We start from the raw sequence: 20,601 nt of genomic DNA, 5'->3' as shown, positions 1-20,601 counted from the left end.
AAATGAGGAGACCAAACATGCGATTTTTGCTTGCACTATCGCGAAAAATAGACCTTGCCAACGACAAAATAGGCAGCCTACTTAGCTGGGCATTGTTAGCAGCCGTGCTCATTTGCGCAGGCAATGCTATCGTCCGCTACAGTGTCAATCACAGTTCGAACGGCTGGATGGAATTGCAATGGTATCTCTACTCTGCAGTATTCCTGCTCGCTGCACCCTATACTTTGCGTCGCAATGAACATGTACGCATTGATGTGATCGCAGGAAAATTCTCAAAACGCACCCAAGTCTGGCTCGATCTGTTTGGCTTTGTATTTTTTCTCATGCCTATGGCTGGCTTGATTCTCTATTTAGGTATTCCCTACGCAATCAATGCGTATACGCGTCAAGAAATGTCGAGTAATGCTGGTGGTTTGATTGAATGGCCGGCGAAGATTCTCATCCCACTCGGCTTTGCATTATTGGTACTTCAAGGTATTTCTGAAATCATCAAACGCATCGGTTATCTACGTGGCGAAGTCGAAGCAAGCGTCTTCGATAAACAAGTAAAAACACCGCAAGAAGAAATTGATGCTATCAAATTAGCCAATCGCGACAAACTGCCAAATCCAGCAATCGGAGAACCATCATAATGGAAGCAATTTTGATCGCTAATCTGGCGCCAATTATGTTTGCGGCGCTGGTCATTTTTTTGTTATCCGGTTTCCCCGTCGCTTTTGCATTAGCTGCCAATGGCCTATTTTTTGGCTTAGTTGGGATTGAACTAGGCCTACTCAAACCGGAACTCTTACAAGCTTTACCCAATCGTATCTACGGCATCATGTCGAACGACACCTTGCTTGCGATCCCGTTTTTCACCTTCATGGGGCTCATTCTAGAACGATCAGGCATGGCGGAAGATTTGCTCGACACCATAGGACAATTATTCGGCCCTTTACGTGGGGGGGTCGCCTATGCGGTCATTTTTGTTGGTGCTCTGCTTGCAGCTACCACCGGTGTAGTCGCCGCATCTGTCATATCAATGGGCTTAATTTCATTACCAATTATGCTCAAATATGGCTACGATGCAAAAGTCGCTTCTGGCGTGATCGCTGCCTCGGGTACCTTGGCACAAATTATTCCGCCATCCTTGGTATTGATCGTCATGGCAGATCAATTGGGCAGATCAGTTGGCGATATGTATCAAGCTGCTTTCTTGCCTGGCCTACTGCTCACCATGATGTATGCGGGCTATATATTGATGCTATCCCTATTCCGCCCTAAATGGGTTCCAGCCTTACCAGCTGAAGCACGCAACTTGCGTCAGCCAAATGGAAATAGTGGTGTACCATCTTTACTTGTGTTGATCGTCATCAGCAGTCTCGCAGCCTATGCATTTAGCCACTACTATCAAAATCTGCACCCTGAAATTGCCAAAGATGCCTTGGGAATTTATGCCGGATGTGTAGGAATTGGAATCGCTTTTGTCTTAGCTTTAATCAATCGAAAACTCAAAATCGGCTTGCTATCTCGCATGGCAGAACAAGTCACTTTTGTTTTAATCCCGCCATTGGCATTGATATTCTTGGTGCTAGGAACGATTTTCTTAGGCGTAGCAACGCCTACCGAAGGTGGTGGCATGGGCGCGCTCGGCGCAATCATTTTAGCGCTGATGAATGGACGTTTAAACTGGAAACTGACGAAACAAGCGCTCGATTCCACCTCACGCTTATCCAGTTTCGTGATGTTTATTTTGATTGGATCAACCGTATTTGCACTGGTGTTCCGCGGCATCAATGGTGACATTTGGGTAGAACATTTATTGACTAGTCTACCCGGTGGTCAAATTGGTTTCTTAATCGCGGTGAACATTCTGTTTTTCGTGTTGGCTTTCTTTCTCGATTTCTTTGAGCTCGCCTTTATTTTGGTTCCTCTAGTAGCACCAGTTGCCGAAAAATTGGGGATCAATCTAATTTGGTTTGGCGTACTGTTAGGCGTGAATATGCAAACATCTTTCATGCATCCACCATTTGGCTTTGCCTTGTTTTATCTACGCTCAGTTGCACCAAAAATCGTTAAAACCAGCGATATTTATTGGGGTGCGATACCATTTGTGATTGCGCAGATCATCATGGTCGGGTTAATTATTGCGTTTCCCAACCTAGTCTCGGTCGATAGTCAAGAGGCGAAGAAGGAAGAGATTCAGCTGGATATCACGACTCCCTTAGATGACATGCCTGCACCTTCGTTTGATTTACCTAAAGAAAGCGGTATGGATGAAATGCGCGATACCCAAGCATCTCCAGCACATAGCTTGTAGACTACAAAAAATGATGAGACAGTCAAAAACCGTATAACTAATTTAAAAAATACAAAAAAATAACATTAGTATTTTTAAACCTCAATTTATCTGTACATATTCAACTACACAATGAAAAAGCAAGCCATCGTCACTATCGTTTCAAATAACTATCTACACTTTGCCCGTAGTCTAATGCAAAGTGTCGCAATACATCATCCGCATGCGGAACGCTACTGCGTCATTGTCGATACTGATTTGTCGTATGCCTCGGAGTTAAAGGAAGAGTTCACTACGCTGGCCATGTCGCAATTAAATTTGCCATTCGGTGATGAATTTGCATTTCAATACACCATATTGGAATTGAATACAGCAGTCAAACCTTGGGCCCTAGAACACCTTCTCGACGCAGGTTACGAAGAAGTTTTGTATATTGATCCCGATATCTATCTTTACAGTCCCTTAACCGAAATTAGCGACTTGCTTTCCAGTGGCACTAGCATCATTCTGACACCGCATTTATTGGCGCCAATGACGGACGATAAAAATCCGACTGAACTACAAATACGCAATGCGGGCACCTACAATTTGGGATTCTGCGCGATCAGCAATCAAACGATAACGCGTCATTTTCTGCATTGGTGGCAAGGAAAATTAGAACGTGACTGTGTCGTTGATTTCAGTCGTGGCATTTTTGTGGATCAAAGTTGGATGGATTTGGTTCCAACTCTATTTGAGCAAGTCAACATTTTGCGCCACCATGGTTATAACGTCGCCTATTGGAATCTGGCACAAAGAGATTTTACAAAAAATACGGATGGAACATTGTCGGTCAATGGCGAGCGTTTGGTGTTCTTCCACTTTAGTGGTCTGAATCCTTCCAATCCACAAGCTTTTTCCAAACATCAGAATCGCTATACGCTGGACAATATGAATCCATTAGTCATCCGTTTGGCGATGGAATATAGTGAAACTGTACGTAATAATGGCATAGAAAAATATCGCAACCTACCTTACGGCTTTGGCTTCTTTCAAGATGGACGACCTATTCCAGAAAAGACACGTTCTTACTTTCGCGAAAATGAAGCTTTCAGAAACGCTTTAAAACAAAGTCCCTTTGCACAAACAATAGATACCACGGATGCCGAAAACCCTGAAACAAATGCTCGTATAGAAAAAATTTACGATTATTTTTTATGGCGAAAACCAGAGGCCGATGCACTAAAACGCTATCGCCAAATCGTCGGTACCACACGCGGCTACTATCGTTTATTGCTGGGTGTTGCGCTTTCACCTGAAAGTAGAAAGCAACCACGTTGGATACGTCGCGTCTTATTCTGGCCACTTTGGCGTCTGTTACAAAATATCTTAGGGAGAACAGATTCCCTAGCGATGGCAATAAAACCGACGGCAACTGCGAGCAGCAATCTCAACACGGTAACAAAACAAATAGCCGAAATCCAGCGCAAACCGATTACCATTTGCGGGATTAATTTGATTGGCTATATTGCGGCTGAATTAGGTGTGGGTGAAGCCGCTCGTTCTCTGGCTCGTGCATGCTCAGCGGTTAATGTCCCCTACTCGGTGGTTGATGTTGGTTTTCAATCTTCTAATTTACAGCGCGACACACAGGCTTTGAAAAATGCATCTAAAGAGCATTTTGAAATCGACCTGCTCTACGTAAATGCAGATCAAACTGAGAATACGTTCAAGCACTTACAAAGTTTAAATCATAAAAGCAGCTACAAAATTGCTTTCTGGCACTGGGAACAACCACAAATCCCAGCCTCTCATATTGCCGCATTTGCCGGACTGAATGAAGTCTGGGTACCATCCCAATTTGTACGTGACGCTGTGGCTGCGGTATCTCCAGTACCGGTCATGGTGTTTCCACATGCTCTACAATTTGAAGCAACACCAGATGTAAAGCGCAGCACTTTTGGTCTGCCTGAGAACAAAGTACTCGCTTTAGTAATGTATGATTTTCATTCTTATCAACACCGCAAAAACCCGAAAGCAGCCATTGCAGCCTTCCGTCTTGCTACCCAAGGCCGTGACGATGCGGTTTTGGTTGTTAAAACGATCAATCGCGATAAACATCCTGAAGCATCGCAAGAGCTCAGCGATTATTTGAGCGATTTACCCAACACCGTCATGATCGACGACTTTTTGACGCGTCAACAAACTTGGGATCTGCAATCATGCTGCGATATCCTAATTTCTTTACATCGCGCAGAAGGCTTCGGCTTGGCACCAGCGGAGATGATGTACCTAGGAAAAGCAGTGGTTGCCACGGGATGGTCTGCCAATATGGACTTCATGACAGAGAAAAATTCTATGCCAGTCAAATTCCAACTTAAACCATTGGAGAAGACTATTGGCGCCTATCCCGCAGGCCCCTTATGGGCAGAGGCGGACATAGAGCACGCTGCTAGTTGTATTCAACGACTATTGGATACGCCTGAATTACGTGAGCAACTAGGTCAGCAAGCGATGTTAGACATACGAAACTCATTACATCCAGATACGGTAGGACGCGCTATCGCAAACCGCTTACACAGCATTATTGATTGGCACAATCGCCAAGTTTGACCCAATTTTGCAATAAAAAACGCTCGCTAAACAGAAAATTTAGCGAGCGTTTCTCTTTGAAAAACTATTTTATTTCAACTTGCGCATCATATTAAATCGTGCAAAAGTTTGTTCCGCTACATTAAACCATTGACTTTGATTGTGACGGAAAGCCATCCAATCCACATACACTTTATTAAACTTCGGATTTTTAGCCGCCTCTTCGGTGAAAGTCTCTTGCGCAGCATTAAAACAGGCTTCCATCACTGACTGCGGAAAAGGTTTTAAGATCGTTTTATTTTGCATCAGACGCGCCAACGCAGACGGGTTGCGCGCATCATACTTCGCCTGCATTTGAACATGGGCTTCTAAGCTGGCGGTTTCAATTGCTGCCTGATACAGCTTTGGTAATTTATCCCATTCTTTTTTACCAACATAGAATGACAACTGCGCACCGCCTTCCCACCAACCTGGATAGTGATAAACCTTGGCGACCTTGTTAAAGCCGAGTTTTTCATCATCATAGGGACCAACCCACTCAGCGGCATCGATTGTGCCTTTTTCTAGCGAAGTGTAAATCTCACCGCCAGCCACCTGCACTGGCACCACGCCCAACTTCGCTAGTACTTTGCCTGCGAAACCACCTACGCGAAATTTTAAGCCCTTCAAATCTTCAACGCTTTTCACTTCTTTACGGAACCAGCCGCCCATTTGAGTACCAGTATTTCCACCCAAAAAATTGACTACGTTATGTTCGGCAAAAAACTCACGCATTAACTTCATGCCATTTCCCTGCAACATCCATGCTGTCTGTTGACGTGAATTGAGGCCAAATGGAACTGCGCAGTCGAAAGCAAATGTCGCATCTTTGCCGTAGTAGTAGTAAGACGCTGTATGCCCCATTTCTACGGTTCCATCTTTGACAGCATCCAATACAGCATTAAAAGGCACCAATTCGGGCGCGGCATATGGACGAATGGTAAATTTACCGTCCGTTAATTCCTTTACACGATTACAAAATGTTTCTGCAGCTCCATAGATCGTGTCTAAGTTCTTCGGAAAACTTGAAGCCAAACGCCAAGTCAAGGTCGGCAATGCATCCGCAGCCAAACTTGGTGCTGCCACGCTAGCAGCAGTTGCGCCTACAGCTGCTTTTTTCAAAAACGAACGACGTTCCATGCGATCTCCATTTTTATTGGTGTAAAGAGTGAATCAAACTAAGTCTGCGAGAACATGATCTGTCGCCACAGACTTACATTTCCAGTGCATTTTATGAATTATTGATTACACAAGCAATCATTCTAATTTGTGCATTGCGATTTTCAACTCGCTTTTGATTGATTGTGACTTGTTTAATTTCCAGCGATAGTCATGCCTTCGATCAAAATCGAACCCGTCGTTTTGGTGCCGCGAGTCAGAGTATCGTTACCAATCGCGATGATATTTTGAAACATATCGCGCATATTGCCAGCAATCGTGATTTCTTCCACTGGGTATTGAATCACGCCATTCTCTACCCAAAAACCCGATGCACCACGTGAATAATCTCCAGTGACATAATTTACGCCCTGCCCCATCAACTCGGTCACTAACAAACCTGTGCCCATTTTTTTCAGCATTTGCGCAAAATGATCAGTACGTTTTGTCAGATCCGAAGTCAAACTTAAGTTGTGCGAACCACCAGCATTGCCCGTAGTTTGCATGCCCAGTTTGCGTGCTGAATAAGTTGAAAGGAAATAGCCATTCAACACCCCATTTGTCACAACCTCGCGTTTTACGGTTTTCACCCCTTCGTCATCGAAGGGAGACGAACCTACTGCGCCCGGAACATGCGGGTCTTCAACTATTTGAATGTGATTCGGGAAAACTTGCTTGCCCAGCGTATCGAGTAAGAAAGTTGATTTACGATACAAAGCACCGCCAGAGACCGCCTGTACAAATGCGCCCAATAGTCCGGCTGCCAAAGGTGCTTCAAACAATACCGGGCACTTACGGGTATCAATCGTGCGTGCGTTCAAACGGGCAAGCGCACGTTCTGCAGCGTAGCGTCCAATGGCCTCTGGGCTTGCGATTTTATTTGGATTACGGTGCGAGCTATACCAATCATCACGTTGCATCTTCGATCCCTTACCGGCAATCGGCGCAACCGAAATCGTGTGGCGTGAAAAAGGATAACCACCGACGAAACCACGCGAATTCGCAGCAACAAAATGCGATTGCTGCGCATGTACGCTAGCGCCTTCGCAATTGCTGATACGTTTATCGACCGCATAAGCAGCTGCCTCCGTACGACGAGCAAGCTCAATGGCTTCTTCTGCCGTGATCAGCCAAGGATGAAACAATTTCAAATCTCGTGGCTGCATTTCTAGCATCTCTGCGTCCGGCAAACCTGCACAATCATCTTCTGCGGTGAAACGCGCGATGTTATAAGCTGCCTCAACCGTATCTTCTAAAGACTTAGCAGAAAAATCAGAAGTGCTAGCATTTCCACGCTTCTTACCTACATAAACCGTGATTCCTATGCCTTTGTCGCGATTTTGCTCTATCGTTTCGACCTTGCCTTTGCGCACACTAATCGACAATCCACCACCTTCACTCACTTCTACCGCCGCATCTGTTGCACCTTTGTTACGTGCGATGCGTAACATATCTTGGGTAATTTGCTTAAATTGATCCTGAGTATGGGTAAAAACTGGTTTAGACATAGCTTCTGTTTCTTTAGCTGAAAGGATAAAGAGAGTATCATAGCAGTCGTTTCAATAAGTTTATAGAAGATTTACCAATGCCAAATCCGAATCGAGGCTCTTGCGGCTATCAGTCCAACGAGTTTGAACCAGAATACGACCGTCCATCCAAATCCGAGCTCAAACGCCAAATGACGGCGCTGCAGAAACTCGGACAAGAATTGGTTGATGCTCCACGTGATCGCGTTAAACGTGTTCCTATGCCTGAAGATGTGCGTGACGCCATTCTCGAATGTCAAACGATTACCAACCACGAAGGTCGTCGCCGTCAAATGCAATTCGTCGGCAAAAAAATGCGTACATTGGATGAAGAAGAAGTTGCGCTGATTCAAAAAACCATCGATAGCTGGAAAGGTGCGTCCAAATCCGAAACCGCCGCCATGCATTCTTTGGAACGCAAACGTGAAAAGTTACTCGCTAAAGACGAAGCCTTGACAGAGTTAATGGCGGAAAATCCAGAACTCGACGTGCAACATTTGCGTACCTTGATTCGCAATGCACGTAAGGAACAAGCGGAAAACAAACCGCCCAAAGCCTATCGTGAAATCTTTCAGATTCTGAAAGAAATTCAAAACAAGAATAAAGCCGCGCATGCATCTGACGCAGAAGCAGAAAACGACGAAGACTCTGAAGATGACGACAACTGATTTAGATCGCCCGCTGCGTATTGGACTCGTTTCGGTATCTGATCGCGCTTCTAGTGGCGTTTATCAAGATCAAGGTTTGCCAGCGTTAGAGTCGTGGTTTAGTAGCGCACTTAGCACGCCTTGGGTGATGGAAACGCGTTTGATTCCAGATGAACGTCCTGCAATCGAGCAAGCCCTAATTGATTTAGTTGATCAAGCCCGATGCCATCTGGTTATTACTACTGGTGGTACTGGACCGGCACGCCGCGATGTCACCCCAGAAGCTAGCTTGGCTGTAGCGACCAAAGAGATGCCAGGTTTTGGTGAACAGATGCGCCAGATCAGTCTGCATTTTGTGCCGACTGCAATTTTATCGCGTCAAGTTGCGGTGATTCGCGAAACCGCCGATCATGCAGCTTTAATCTTAAACTTACCAGGCCAGCCAAAGTCGATTAAGGAAACCTTAGAAGGCTTAAAAGACGCAGATGGTAAGCAACTTGTCGCAGGTATTTTTGCCGCAATTCCTTATTGCATCGATCTCATCGGTGGTCCTTATATCGAGACCAACGAAGCGGTTTGTAAAGCATTCCGCCCTAAATCTGCAATACGTGTAAAGAAGTCTGACGTCTAAACATTTTCACTCACATCATGACCAATACTCTGTTAGAAACCGTCGAAATTGAAAGCGGTGCGAATCCCAGTGCCGCGATTATTTGGATGCACGGCTTAGGTGCTGATGCAAACGATTTTGTGCCTATCGTCAAAGAATTAGATTTGCGTGATTGCCCAGCCATTCGCTTTATATTCCCCAACGCACCGCAGATTCCAGTTACCTTAAACGGTGGTTATATCATGCGAGCTTGGTATGACATCGCAGCGGCTGGTACCGACATCAATAAACGCGAAGACGAATCGGGGCTGCGCCAATCGCAACAACAAATCGAAGCACTGATCGCACGAGAAAATGCGCGTGGTATTGCCACAGAAAACATCATCTTGGCAGGATTCTCACAAGGTTGTGCAATGAGTCTGCAAACAGGCTTACGTCATCCTCAAAAATTGGCGGGTATTATGGGCTTATCTGGCTATGTTCCGTTAGCAGACAAAATTGCAAAGGAACGCCACCCTGCCAACCAAAACACCTCAATTTTTTTGGTACACGGCACGGTTGATCCCGTGATTCCTATCCAACGTGCACAGCAATCTCGCGATCTGCTGGTAAGCTTAGGCTATCCAGTTGAGTGGCATGATTATTGGATGCAGCATTCCGTATCGCCACAAGAAATTATGGATATCGGATTTTGGCTACACAAAGTCTTGAAGAAATAAACGGTATAACAAGCGAAATAAAAAACGGGCCACTTTAGTTTGCCCGTTTTTTATTTTTGCGAAAAGCTAATCAGTATTTAGTCAACGAATTAATTCTTGAGTGCAGGAAGTTTCCAATAGGTAATCGCACGCCACAACCACTCCATTGGTCCATAACGGAATTTACTTAACCACCAGTGGCTAAATAATATTTGTAGCACCACGACGATCGCCACCACAGCAACTTGATGCGCGCGCTGCATTCCATAATAGCCTAAACCGTAGCTGTAAAAAATTACCGAACAAATCACAGACTGCGACAAGTAATTGGTCAAGGCCATACGTCCATAAGGTGCAAGCAATTTCACTTTCGAAAACACACCAGTGCTGTGAAACATCAACACAAGCAAACCGACATAGCCCAAACATGCGGGCAAGTTACCAAGATAGATCAAGGCCATTGCGAACATATACGGATCATTTTCTAAACCTGGTACCGCCGAAGTGCTAATAAAACTCCCAGCAATTCCCAAACCTATCCCGCAAGGTAAACCGAGTAAAGCCATTTTCTTAAATTTAGGTAAATGTGCTTGCGTATTACGCATGATGCCTGATTGCACAAACCAATATCCAATCAAGAACATACAGTTAATCAACACACTAAAAATCGCAACATTAGTCCAGTTTTCAGAAAACTCTCTAACACGAAACGCTAAAGCTTCGGCATAAGTTCCTTTAGATAAAATCGCCACTTCTCGACGGTTATCTTCTAACTGTTTTTGAAGGCGCTCAGCTTCTTTCTTTTTATTTTCTGCTTTCTCACTCGCTTTGTTCTTTTCTGAATCATTCGCAGCGACTGAAGCATGATCTGATGCTGCATTTTCAGCTTCCGCTTTTACCTCCACTTTTGCTTGTGCCGATGCGCTAACTACTGTTGAGCTAGCTTGCTGCGCTTCATTAGCTGCTTGCACTTGAGTTTTTCCAGCGCCCAAATATTGCGCGGCACCACCTATCGCCATCGATAAAAATAAAGAGGTATACAACAAGCTACCAATTTTCCAACTGCGTGCTTGTTTGGGCTGATGCGCACGATCAAGTACAAAGGCAATCAATAACACGAACAATCCAAACACCAAACTAGGACGAGCGGAACTCATAGTAGTCACTACAAGACTCGTAACACCAATTAAAAACAACAGCGCGCCCACCACATAAAGTATGACTGCGATAATCGGACGTGGCTTTGCAAACAGCATGAAGGTTTTCTCATTTCTAAGCAAGAATGCCATCACGCCAAACAATGCCAGTGCGGTCGCAATTGCACCAACTTTATTTAACGCAGGAATCACCGCGACTAAACCCAAAGCGACCACACTCAAAACAATCCAACGCGCTTTGCCGAACAAGACAACTAATAGGCCGCATGCGGCTATCGCATAGCTAAACAAAATGTCACCAGGCCAAATGAAGATGTAATGCAATAAGCCAAAAATCGCTAGGGCAAGCAAACGACGAAAATACGGCTTAAAGAAATCTTGTCCCTTTTCTTCTGCGCGCATCAACATCAGCGCGAATCCCATGCCAAACAATAAGGAGAAAATCGTCCAAAATTTGCCCGCAACAAAATAGGCGACAAAGTAAGAAGCCAACCAGTTGGCTCCACTTAATCCAACTGGCATACCGTCACTGAGCTCACCGACAGAGCGGTTAAAAAACTCGATATTCATGAGGAAAATACCAATCAAAGCAAATCCTCGAATCACATCGAGAATCGCAATTCTGTCTTGCACCTGAACCGGCGCCGCAACTGGTGCGACTGCTGGGGCAACTATTGGTTCAACCATCGAATTCAGCATTACGCTGGATTCATTTTCTACATCTCTCTGCATATCTTCCTCGATATAAATGAACTTATTAGATCAGACACAAGTCGCATAAATCAAAAAGCGCCACGACCTGTATCGTGACGCTTTTTAACCCGCGCCTATTTGACTAGCCTTAGATTAATTATGCCTTAATTGCAAACCATATTGGCATTTTTAATCATCTAATCATGACTAAACAATCCTCGCTCGCATTGATATTGGCTAGCCCAAATGTGGATTCAACTCCTTATGTTCGACTTTCATTGCGGGCAACTCCCAATAGGTAACTGCGCGCCATACCCATTCCAAAGGACCATAACGGAAACGACCTAACCACCAATGGCTAAACAAAACCTGCAAGCAAATTACCGCAATCGCAAAGCCTAATTGTTGCGCACGACCAAGACCGAATTGCCCCAATCCCCAACCGTAAAAGAAGCTTGCTTGAATCACCGATTGCATCAAATAGTTCGTCAATGCCATACGACCAAATGGCGCCAACACCTGAATCTTAGCCAATGCGGAACCGCTATATAACATCAACACAATGATACTGACATAGGCAAGACAAGTCGGCAGATTCGCTAAATTCAAAATCATTTGCGTTAATTGCCAACCATCGCCTGATACACCTGGCGCATGACTCACTGCGATACTACTTGCCAGTAAACTCAATCCCCACCCCACAGGCAAACCTAATAAAGCGATGTGACGGAATAGCGATAAATTTTCCGCAGCCTTAGTAATCACTTTGGCACGAACAAACCAGACACCAATCAAAAATAAAGCAATCGCTGCAAACGCTTGTCCCGCGCTGCCAAATGGAGCATCCATAAAATCTGCAAAGCGATGCTTCACAAAATCAGGATAGTTGGCCTGCGTCATTGCCTTCAAGTCTTTTTCGATCTCTTTACGATTTTCATTGATACGATTAATCGTATCTGCATCGCGCTCCAATTTTTTTTGCGCTTCAGATTTTGGAAGCTTTTTATCCTCTTTGCTGTCATCCTTTTTTGTGCCGCTTGCAGGATTAAGCTTTGCCAATTTTTCTTCAGCTTCATTGGCTTCTTTTTTCGCCTGCTTTTCTGCAGCTAATTTGACTGCTTCTGCTGAATTAAAAACGCTAGTTAAAGGTTGTTGATAGGCGATCACTCCAAACACCATTCCAATCACAAAAGGCAAGCTATAAATCAATACACCAGCACGCCAAAATCGCGCTTCCGCTGGCTGATGATATTTTGCTGATAAAAATGTGATGATCAAGAACGCAGCTGACACTCCAGTCAAACCATTTCGACCTTCGCGCATTGCAGGCACAAACCAACTTACTAACGCAGCCAAACTCACAAGTATCGTGATGAACAAGCAAATCGCAGAAAACAATGGCATCTTCATACCAAGAAAGGAAACAATTCGTTCATTACGAATAAAAATCGCGATGAATCCCATAAAAGCGATACCACCAACCACCGCAGAAAAAGATCCCATGCCGGGGATAAAACAGAAGCCAATCAGGCCGACGATACTCGCTACTATCCATTTCCACTGACCAAATAAAATAATCAACAAGCCAGCCGCAGTGAACGCATAGCTATACAAAATATCGCCAGGCCACAATAAGACATTATGCAAAATACCAAAGATTGCTAATGCAATGATACGGCGAATATAGGGCTTGATAAATGCTCGCCCTGTTTCTTCTGAGCGCGTCAGCATCACCGCGAAACCCATTCCAAACAGCAAAGAAAAAATAGTCCAGAACTTACCAGCCACAAAGAAGTTCACAAAATAACTGGCTAACCAGTCTATGCCGTGTACATTACTCGGGATTCCCGTCCCCATGGTCAAAAATGAGCGGTTAAACCATTCAATGTTCATGAAGAAAATACCAATTAAGGCAAATCCACGTATCACGTCTAAAGCTTGAATACGCTCACTCACCGAGATTGGCTTCAGAATAGGTTTTAGAACAGCAGAAGGATTAGGGAAAGTGCTATTGACATTGCTGGCACCGCCCGCACTGCCCGCGCTTCCTGTATCGGTAGATGATTCCATCATGGTTTATTGTTTTCAGGTTAGGTTAAACCCAGACTTCCCAATCTGGGCGAGATATGAACATGCAAGTGAAGACACATGATCGCATTTTGACATCGACATACTAGTTAGATCGCCAATAAGAATCGATAGCATTGCGATGAAATGCGAAATCAAGGGAATGAAATTACTTTAATTGGTCGTATACTCAAGCCATACAAATTCACATTGCACTCAAATTCTCATTTCAGAAAAAATATGTCTAGACTCTTTAAGCTAGCCTTACCCAAGGGCAACAAACCCATCATCAATAACAAAATTAACCTAGTGGAAGATTTTAGCCTACGCACCCCACATCAATTCAAACTCACCAACACGCTAATGTTGCTAGGCTTGTTAGGCATCATCTGCTCGCCACAAGTCAATGCGCAAGTGAGCGCAAATGCGAGCAATGCCAATAAACCAAGCACCCAAAATACGCACCAGAAAAAAGTAACACCGATTAAAACCACGCAAGAATGGCAAGTTTATGGCATCAGTCAAAGCGCAGAAATTTTGCTAGACCAATGGGGCGTACCGCATATTTATGCCAAGAATGAAGATGATCTTTTTTTTGCACAAGGCTTTAATGCTGCACGTGATCGCCTTTTTCAGCTCGACCTATGGCGCAGACGTGGTCTCGGTCAACTGTCCGAGGTATTTGGCAACAGCTTCTTTGAACAAGATCGTGCCGCGCGTTTATTCCTCTACCGCGGTGATATGAAACAAGAATGGAATGCCTACGGAACACAAGCCGAACGCATCACCAAACAATTTGTCGCTGGGATCAATGCCTATATAGATTATGTCAGTAAGAACAATCATGCCTTACCCGCCGAATTTAAAATCCTGAAATATCTACCAGCGAAATGGCAAGCTGAAGACGTGGTGCGCATCCGCAGTCATGGCTTAACTCGCAACCTCAACGCCGAAGTGAATCGCGCAAAATTTGCTTGCAACGGTCAATTAGCATTAGACGAAATACGGCAAAATTTATCGCCCAAATGGAAAACCACACTCCCCGCAGGCCTCGACCCATGTTTACCCGAAGGCATCTTGCGTCAATTCAGTTTAGCGACACAGAACGTCGTTTTTGATAAGCAGAATATGCGTATCTCACAAATTGAAACGCCTACAACCGCAACAAATGAAGCCCCTAATACAAACATCGCTAAGCTATACGAAACAAATCCTGATCAAATGGAAGGCAGTAACAACTGGGTACTCGCACCGTCCAAAACCAGCACTGGTCGCGCGATCATGGCAAATGACCCGCATCGCGCTTACTCAGCGCCGTCTTTACGCTATATCACGCATTTAAGTGCACCTGGTTTAGATGTGATTGGCGCGGGCGAACCAGCATTACCCGGAATTTCCATCGGACATAATGGCAGCATCGCATTCGGTTTGACGATTATGGGGATTGATCAAGAAGACTTGTACGTCTATGAATTAAACCCAGCTAATCCCATGCAATACCGCTACCGTGGCAAGTGGGAAAACATGAAACCACTTTCGGAAAATTTTAAAGTCAAAGACCGCCCCGATCAAACCGCAGAATTGCTCTTCACACGTCACGGCCCTATCATTTTTCAAGACCATCAAAAAAACCGTGCATACGCAGTGAGAACAGCTTGGCTACAGGCGGGAATGGCGCCTTATTTTGGCAGTATTGATTACATGCGTGCCACGAATTTTGCCCAGTTTAAGAAAGCCATGTTGCATTGGGGCGCACCAACTGAGAATCAAGTCTATGCGGATGTAAAAGGAAATGTAGGTTGGGTTCCTGGCGGCATGACGCCAATACGCAAAAATTGGGATGGTTTATTACCTGTTCCTGGAGATGGACGTTATGAGTGGGCGGGCTTTTTATCTGGCGACAAGCTGCCATTTAGCTATCAGCCAAAATCAGGGTGGTTTGCTTCAGCAAATGAAATGAATTTACCTAAGGGCTATCCCTACCAACAACACAAATTAGGCTTCGAATGGCCGCACCCAGCACGCTACCAACGTATCGCTACCGTATTGTCGCAAGCAAAAAAATTCTCTATCGAGGATTCCATGCGTCTACAAAATGATGTGATGTCGCTACCTGCTAAACGCATCACAGAGATTTTGAAGCGTATCCAAATCAATAATCAGATCAAAGATCAGATCAACAATCAAGCTCGCCATCAAACCGATGATGACAATACAAAAGCAACCGAAAAAGCACTGAAACTGTTACTCCAATGGGATCATCAAGAAACCGCAGATTCGGCAGCAGCAGCTCTATTTCAGTTCTGGCTAAGTCAAACTTTGGCACCAGCGTATAAAGAATTAATGCTAGGCGCACAAGCGAGCTTGGTACCCAGCATGCCTGATATGTCAGGTATGTTGAACTATCTCGAACGCACAAATCAAGATGAACAAGCAAACAAAATCCGTGATCAGCTCTTACTCAATAGTCTCACGCTAGCTTACAAAACACTTGAACAAACACTAGGAAAAGATCAACACGCTTGGCAGTGGGGACAACTACAGAAAACAGTATTTGCCCATCCATTTTCTAAAATATTAGATAGCGCATCAAAAACGCAATTTGATATCGGCCCACTTCCTCGTGGTGGTAGTGCCAATACCGTCAATCAATCATCGTATCGATTGAGTGATTTCACACAACTCAATGGTCCTTCATTTCGAGTCGTGGTCGATGTTGGGCAATGGGATAACTCGCGCGCGATCAATGCGCCAGGACAATCTGGCGACCCAAGCAGTCCACATTATCGTGATTTGGCAGACAAATGGGCGAAAGGTGAATACTTTCCTTTATTGTATTCACGACAAGCAGTAGAAGCGTACACCCGCCAACGCTTTGTTTTGCAACCAATCAAATAACCGGGTCAACCGAACTTAGTCAATCTAGTTCAGCGATTGAGCTCGACAAATGCGTTGACTTTCAAGATGGCAAGCCTTGCAAAAGGCTGTGCCATCAATTCGATATAAGAATATGACCTTATATTCTTTTGAGTTTTATCTAAGCTGACTTATCCTCATCGTCTATCTTTGAGACACTTACGCAGCAATCACAAATTGCTTGCAACGTGACTGGCGTTCAGTGCCAGTGTCTCACTTGGACAAACTTAGCGACGAGGAAATTATGCCTATCTATCAAAATAATGCGGACTCTATTGGCCGCACCCCACTAGTCAAGTTGCAACGCATCAGCGATGGTGCAGGTGCGACAATTTTGGCAAAGATCGAAGGACGTAATCCTGCGTATTCTGTTAAATGCCGAATTGGTGCGGCAATGGTGGCAGATGCCGAAGCACGTGGTTTGCTAGGTCCAGGAAAAGAATTAATCGAACCAACCAGTGGCAATACGGGTATCGCACTCGCTTTTGTTGCCGCTGCAAAAGGCATCCCCTTAACATTGACTATGCCAGAAACGATGAGCATAGAACGTCGCAAATTATTGGTGGCATTCGGTGCGAATTTGATTTTGACTGAAGGCGCAAAAGGCATGAATGGCGCGATTGCCAAAGCAGAGGAAATTCGTGCCAGCGATCCAGACCGTTACGTCTTACTCCAGCAATTCAAAAATCCTGCCAATCCAGCGATTCACGAAAAAACCACTGGCCCAGAAATCTGGAACGATACAGAAGGTCAAGTCGACATCTTAGTCTCTGGCGTTGGCACCGGCGGCACCATTACCGGTGTATCTCGCTACATCAAACAAACACAGGGGAAAGCAATTCAGACGGTGGCAGTAGAGCCGACTGCAAGTCCAGTATTAACGCAAAAACGCGCAGGTCAAGAAATCAAACCAGCGCCACACAAGATTCAAGGTATTGGCGCTGGATTTGTGCCGGACGTTTTAGATTTGTCCTTAGTGGATCTGATTGAACAAGTCAGCAACGAAGAAGCGGTTGAATACGCACAAAGACTGGCAAAAGAAGAAGGCATACTCGCTGGCATTTCTTGCGGCGCTGCCACCGCAGTAGCAGTTCGCCTCGCCAAATTACCAGAGAATGCAGGTAAAACGATTGTTGTGGTATTGCCTGATTCTGGAGAGCGTTATTTAAGTTCGATATTATTTGATGGTTACTTCGATGCCAATGGCGTCGCTTTATCGGCAAAATAAATCATTTTACTTGCAAGCTAAGACGAGAGCGCCGTCTTAGCTTGCTACTTCATTGTTGGCAACAGAATCAATCCGACTACTTATTCAAAATCCTTAAAAGTCTCCAGATCGATTTGTACCGATTGATCTCCCGCAGACATCCAAATCTGACCATCTTGTATCGTGCACTGCAATTGCATTGTGCGGGCAGCCATTTTTGCGAGTTCTTGACTCGTTTCTGATGCCATATTTTTGACGCATAAATTCTTTGCCCGATCGAGGCGGCTATTCATTTGTTTCCACCAGATATTGCTGGCATGTGAAAAACTATAGACCACCACTTTTTCGGCACGACCACAGGCTTTCAACAAGCGTCTGTCATCGGGTTGTCCAACTTCCCCCCACAACAAGATCGCATCGGTGTAATCTTTTTCCCAAAAATCAGGTTCTTCTGTATCCGAAATACCTTTACCAAAACTCAAGCGCTCAGAAGCATGCAGCGCGAAGGCGACGACGCGTACCATCATGCGTTCATCCGTTTCCGATGGATGACGGGCGATGGTTAAACTATGGTCAGCGTAATAACCACGATCCATGTCGGAAATATTCAGTTCTGCTTTATAAATTGTTGATTTCAATGCCATTCTTAATCCTGCTGTTTAATTTTTCTCATTAAGCGTATTCATTAAGCTTACTCATTAATTCCACTATCACTAGCGCTTGCTATTTGACTTCAATCCAGTTTCTAATTTGAATGTGAATGAAGTGCATAGGCTCCAATCAAGCCTTAAAAAATCGTGCTTAGTTAAACACGACCGTCTTATGGCCATTCAATAAGATACGATGCTCGACAAAATAATTCACTGCACGCGCCAACACCACACATTCCACATCACGGCCAATTGCCGTTAATTTTTCTGGGTCCATCGCATGATCGACGCGCGCGACGTCTTGTTCAATAATCGGTCCCTCATCCAAATCACCGGTGACAAAATGCGCGGTCGCGCCAATCAATTTCACACCGCGATCATGCGCTTGATAGTACGGCTTAGCGCCTTTAAAGCTAGGTAAAAATGAGTGATGGATATTGATCGCACGACCGTTTAAAGCCTGGCACATGGAGTTCGAAAGTATTTGCATATAACGTGCCAACACTACCAACTCGGCTTGATTTGCGTTGATGACTTCTAAGACTCTTTGTTCCTGCGTCTGTTTTTCTTCCGCACTTGCACCAGCTGCTAATGGCAAATGATGAAAAGGAATATTGTAACTTGCAGCCAACTGATAAAAATCGGTGTGATTTGAAATGATCGCCTTGATTTCTACTGGTAGTAAGCCGCTCTTGTAGCGAAACAAAAGATCATTCAAGCAATGACCAATTTTCGACACCATCAACACCAGGCGCGGCTTGTGATGCGCATCGTGTAACTGCCATTCCATTTGCAACGCTTGCGCAACTTCTTTAAATTCTTGACGTAAGAATTGCTCGCTAATCGCCAATTCATCAACCGAAAAATGAACCCGCATGAAAAACAACTGCGAGTGTGCATCGCCGAACTGCGCTGAATCAATAATATTGCAACCGTGACTGGTAAGAAAACCAGAGACACTATGAACGATACCGCGTTGATCGGGACAAGATAAAGTCAGGATATATTCTGGGCGCATAAATAATTAATTTCTTGAGATAGAAACAGCAAAACCTAGCAAGCAAAAAGTGAAAAGAAAAAACAGCCCACATTGTCGCATGTTCAGCTTCTTTTTATTGCCTTGCAAAATAAAAGCACAGTCGTTCTATTTAAGGTATATTCTGTATCCGCTTCTGATTTTTTGACATTTAAAATCTGCGTGCGAGATCAATTCACTACACGCGCCATCACTTCATTCGGAGATCGCAATATGACTATCATGAATCACCAAATTCGACTCGCTGCTCGCCCGCTTGGTTTTCCAACGCCAGACAATTGGCTACACACCTCAGAAGCTTTGCCACCACTGAACGATGGTGAAATCCAAATCAAAACTTTATACCTATCGATTGACCCCGCCATGCGTGGTTGGATGAATGGTGGCAAGTCGTATATTCGCCCGGTCGAAATCAACGAAGTGATGCGCGCTGGTGGGATTGGAATCGTGATCGCATCTAAATCAGATCGTTTTCAAGTTGGCGACTATGTTTCTGGCAGTATTGGTGTTCAAGAGTACTGGACAGGCAAAGCCGATGACAAGTATGGCGCGTTCTACAAAATCGATCCGCAACATGCTCCCCTACCCGCTTATTTAAATGCGCTTGGCATGCCTGGCATGACCGCTTATTTTGGTCTCATGGATGTTGGCCAACCGAAGGCTGGAGAGACTGTGGTGGTATCAGGTGCCGCTGGCGCGGTAGGTCAAACCGTGGGTCAAGTTGCCAAACACAAAGGCTGCCGCGTAGTCGGCATCGCGGGTGGCAAAGAAAAGTGCGATTTTGTTATAAATGAACTCGGATTTGATGCCTGTATTGATTACAAAAATGGTTCAGTTAAAGATGGTTTGAAAGAACATTGCCCCAATGGAGTTGACATCTATTTTGATAATGTCGGTGGCGAGATTCTCGATACCGTACTTACGCGCATCAACATGAAGGCGCGCATTATTATTTGCGGCGCGATATCGCAGTACAACAACACGACAGCGATAAAAGGACCGTCCAATTATCTCGCGTTACTCGTGAACCGCGCAAAAATGGAAGGTATCGTCGTATTTGATTACGTCAAGCGCTATCCAGAAGCGATCAAAGAAATGAGTCAATGGATGGCACAAGGCCAATTTCATACGCGCGAAGATATCGTACAAGGTTTAGATGAGTTTCCTAATGCCTTACAGATGCTGTTTGATGGTAGAAATTTTGGCAAGCTCATCCTTCAAGTTGCTACGGTAGATTAAATCTCCAATTGGGCTAGCATATTCAATCTGGACATGCTAGCGCCATCAAGCTCGTTACCATTTAGCGATGACGGTAAAAGTGCCTTTACTTCACACTAAAAAGAAGTGT

15 protein-coding genes are annotated in these 20,601 nt (G+C 44.7%); 9 read left to right on the top strand and 6 right to left on the bottom strand.

Annotation, left to right across the window (positions count from 1 at the left end; genetic code table 11):
* The first annotated feature begins 17 nt into the window (after positions 1-17).
* The 3 genes from KDM92_RS10160 to KDM92_RS10150 all read left to right on the top strand — a co-directional run bounded on the left by KDM92_RS10160 (position 18) and on the right by KDM92_RS10150 (position 4,870).
* Positions 18-632: a TRAP transporter small permease subunit gene (locus KDM92_RS10160; RefSeq protein ID WP_212684235.1), complete on the top strand. Its 615-nt coding sequence runs from the start codon at positions 18-20 to the stop codon at positions 630-632.
* Positions 632-2,299 carry a TRAP transporter large permease gene (locus tag KDM92_RS10155; protein WP_212684234.1) on the top strand — a complete coding sequence of 556 codons (1,668 nt, stop codon included), beginning with the start codon at positions 632-634 and terminating at the stop codon, positions 2,297-2,299. Before KDM92_RS10160 ends, KDM92_RS10155 begins: the two co-directional genes overlap by 1 nt.
* Positions 2,300-2,410: 111 nt before the next feature.
* Positions 2,411-4,870 (top strand): glycosyltransferase, encoded by a 2,460-nt coding sequence (locus KDM92_RS10150; protein ID WP_212684233.1) that lies wholly within the window; start codon positions 2,411-2,413, stop codon positions 4,868-4,870.
* A 69-nt stretch (positions 4,871-4,939) separates the two neighbouring features.
* Here the strand turns inward: KDM92_RS10150 and KDM92_RS10145 are convergent, their stop codons facing one another.
* Both KDM92_RS10145 and pmbA read right to left on the bottom strand, forming a co-directional pair.
* Complete coding sequence (locus KDM92_RS10145; RefSeq protein ID WP_189346505.1) at positions 4,940-6,028, bottom strand: TRAP transporter substrate-binding protein; 1,089 nt, start codon at positions 6,026-6,028, stop codon at positions 4,940-4,942.
* A 173-nt stretch (positions 6,029-6,201) separates the two neighbouring features.
* On the bottom strand, positions 6,202-7,554 hold the full coding sequence (gene pmbA, locus KDM92_RS10140; RefSeq protein WP_212684232.1) for a metalloprotease PmbA: 1,353 nt from the start codon (positions 7,552-7,554) through the stop codon (positions 6,202-6,204).
* Between the two features lie 77 nt (positions 7,555-7,631).
* Between pmbA and yjgA the strand changes: the two genes are divergently transcribed.
* From yjgA to KDM92_RS10125, 3 genes are read left to right on the top strand one after another with little or no spacing between them, the layout of a single operon-like run.
* Complete coding sequence (yjgA, locus tag KDM92_RS10135; RefSeq protein WP_212684231.1) at positions 7,632-8,240, top strand: ribosome biogenesis factor YjgA; 609 nt, start codon at positions 7,632-7,634, stop codon at positions 8,238-8,240.
* Positions 8,227-8,850, top strand: coding sequence for a molybdopterin adenylyltransferase (gene mog, locus KDM92_RS10130; protein WP_212684230.1), 624 nt, complete (start codon positions 8,227-8,229; stop codon positions 8,848-8,850). The genes yjgA and mog overlap by 14 nt, the downstream gene beginning before the upstream one ends.
* Positions 8,851-8,867: 17 nt before the next feature.
* Positions 8,868-9,548, top strand: a complete 681-nt coding sequence (locus KDM92_RS10125) for an alpha/beta hydrolase (RefSeq protein WP_212684229.1) — start codon at positions 8,868-8,870, stop codon at positions 9,546-9,548.
* 89 nt (positions 9,549-9,637) lie between these two features.
* Here KDM92_RS10125 and KDM92_RS10120 read toward each other — a convergent pair whose 3' ends face one another.
* Both KDM92_RS10120 and KDM92_RS10115 read right to left on the bottom strand, forming a co-directional pair.
* On the bottom strand, positions 9,638-11,416 hold the full coding sequence (locus KDM92_RS10120) for a DUF418 domain-containing protein (RefSeq protein ID WP_212684228.1): 1,779 nt from the start codon (positions 11,414-11,416) through the stop codon (positions 9,638-9,640).
* A 198-nt stretch (positions 11,417-11,614) separates the two neighbouring features.
* Positions 11,615-13,447 carry a DUF418 domain-containing protein gene (locus tag KDM92_RS10115; protein WP_212684227.1) on the bottom strand — a complete coding sequence of 611 codons (1,833 nt, stop codon included), beginning with the start codon at positions 13,445-13,447 and terminating at the stop codon, positions 11,615-11,617.
* 237 nt (positions 13,448-13,684) lie between these two features.
* Between KDM92_RS10115 and KDM92_RS10110 the strand changes: the two genes are divergently transcribed.
* Entirely contained in the window at positions 13,685-16,342 is a 2,658-nt protein-coding gene (locus KDM92_RS10110) for a penicillin acylase family protein (protein ID WP_230408279.1), read from the top strand.
* 262 nt (positions 16,343-16,604) lie between these two features.
* Positions 16,605-17,588 carry a cysteine synthase A gene (gene cysK, locus KDM92_RS10105; RefSeq protein WP_212684226.1) on the top strand — a complete coding sequence of 328 codons (984 nt, stop codon included), beginning with the start codon at positions 16,605-16,607 and terminating at the stop codon, positions 17,586-17,588.
* Positions 17,589-17,668: 80 nt separating this feature from the next.
* On the opposite strand, the gene KDM92_RS10100 is transcribed toward cysK, so the two are convergent.
* Positions 17,669-18,211: a YaeQ family protein gene (locus KDM92_RS10100; RefSeq protein WP_189346497.1), complete on the bottom strand. Its 543-nt coding sequence runs from the start codon at positions 18,209-18,211 to the stop codon at positions 17,669-17,671.
* Positions 18,212-18,368: 157 nt separating this feature from the next.
* Positions 18,369-19,235: a formyltetrahydrofolate deformylase gene (purU, locus tag KDM92_RS10095; protein ID WP_212684225.1), complete on the bottom strand. Its 867-nt coding sequence runs from the start codon at positions 19,233-19,235 to the stop codon at positions 18,369-18,371.
* A gap of 231 nt (positions 19,236-19,466) precedes the next feature.
* Between purU and KDM92_RS10090 the strand changes: the two genes are divergently transcribed.
* Positions 19,467-20,492, top strand: coding sequence for an NADP-dependent oxidoreductase (locus KDM92_RS10090; protein WP_212684224.1), 1,026 nt, complete (start codon positions 19,467-19,469; stop codon positions 20,490-20,492).
* Positions 20,493-20,601 lie beyond the last annotated feature (109 nt).

This window comes from Affinundibacterium baiyunense (assembly GCF_018139645.1).
In the GTDB taxonomy this organism is placed as follows: Bacteria; Pseudomonadota; Gammaproteobacteria; order Burkholderiales; family Burkholderiaceae_D; genus Undibacterium; species Undibacterium baiyunense.
Note: the sequence above shows the minus strand (reverse complement) of the source record. Positions and strands in the feature narration are given on the sequence as shown.